Genomic DNA, 1,176 nt, shown 5'->3' with positions numbered 1-1,176 from the left:
GCTCGCCCGTAAGTGGAAGCGCGTTCCCCTGCTTGCCCTGACGCACGGGCAAAGCGCCACGCCCACCACGGTGGGCAAAGAGCTTCATGTATTTGCGATGCGGCTCCAGCGGCAGGCAGCAATGCTCAAAAATCAGCCGATTCTTGGAAAATTCAATGGTGCTACAGGGAATTTTAATGCCCATTTGGTGGCTTACCCACAATTGAATTGGAAAAAACTGAGTAAGAATTTTGTTCAGAATTTGGGGCTCACTTGGAACGAGTGGACCACACAGATTGAACCGCACGACTCCCAGTCCGAATTTTACGACAACGTGGCGCGGTTCAATGCCATTCTTTGTGATCTGGCGCGCGATCTATGGTTGTACATCAGCCGGGGGATCTTTGCTCAGCGCGTGGTTCAGGGCGAAGTGGGGTCTTCTACCATGCCGCACAAGGTGAATCCTATCGATTTTGAAAATGCGGAAGGAAATCTTGGTCTTGCCAACGCCCTGCTTAGGCATTTTTCAGAAAAGCTACTGCAGAGTCGGCTGCAAAGAGACCTGACAGACAGCACCGTGCAACGGAATATTGGAACCGCCCTGGGATATAGCCTTTTGGCCTATCAATCAATACTCAAAGGATTCCAAAAACTTGAGTTGAACACAAAAGTTATACAAAAAGAACTGGATGAAAATTGGGCCCTGCTTGCTGAACCGATTCAGACAATACTGCGCAAATATGCCGTGCCCGGCGCTTACGAAAAACTAAAAACCCTGACCCGCGGCAAGGCCGTGACGCAGGAAACGGTGCGGGCATTTGTTGCCTCTTTGCCTCTGCCGGCTCCAGAAAAAACCCGCCTCCAGGCGCTCACGCCCGCAACGTATCTGGGCCTTGCCACCGATTTTTAAAAAAGGAGCGCAAGACCCCCCGGATTCCCCCATCTGAATTTGGAACCACCAAAAGACGGTGAGCTTTTTCTTGAGAAGCACCCACCCAAGGAGTACAATGGGGCCAATGAAAACAAAAAAATTCAAAGCAAGCCCCCTTCACTGGGGCATGGGAGCAGCACTTGTTTCCACCATTTTCATTTCCACCTATTCCACCTTCAGCAAGGTGCTTTTGCAGTATTTTTCCACGCACTCGCTGGCAGCCCTGGCCCAGGGGTTTTCTGTCCTTACGCTACTTTTTTTCTTTG

The 1,176-nt window shown here is 50.8% G+C and carries 1 protein-coding gene; it reads left to right on the top strand.

Annotation, left to right across the window (positions count from 1 at the left end; all coding sequences use genetic code 11):
* A partial coding sequence (gene purB, locus FJZ26_06190; protein MBM3229995.1) for an adenylosuccinate lyase occupies positions 1–889 on the top strand: 889 nt, incomplete at its 5' end.
* Between the last annotated feature and the right edge of the window lie 287 nt (positions 890–1,176).

The organism is Candidatus Parvarchaeota archaeon (assembly GCA_016866895.1).
Taxonomy (GTDB): domain Archaea; phylum Micrarchaeota; class Micrarchaeia; order Anstonellales; family VGKX01; genus VGKX01.
Note: the sequence above shows the minus strand (reverse complement) of the source record. Positions and strands in the feature narration are given on the sequence as shown.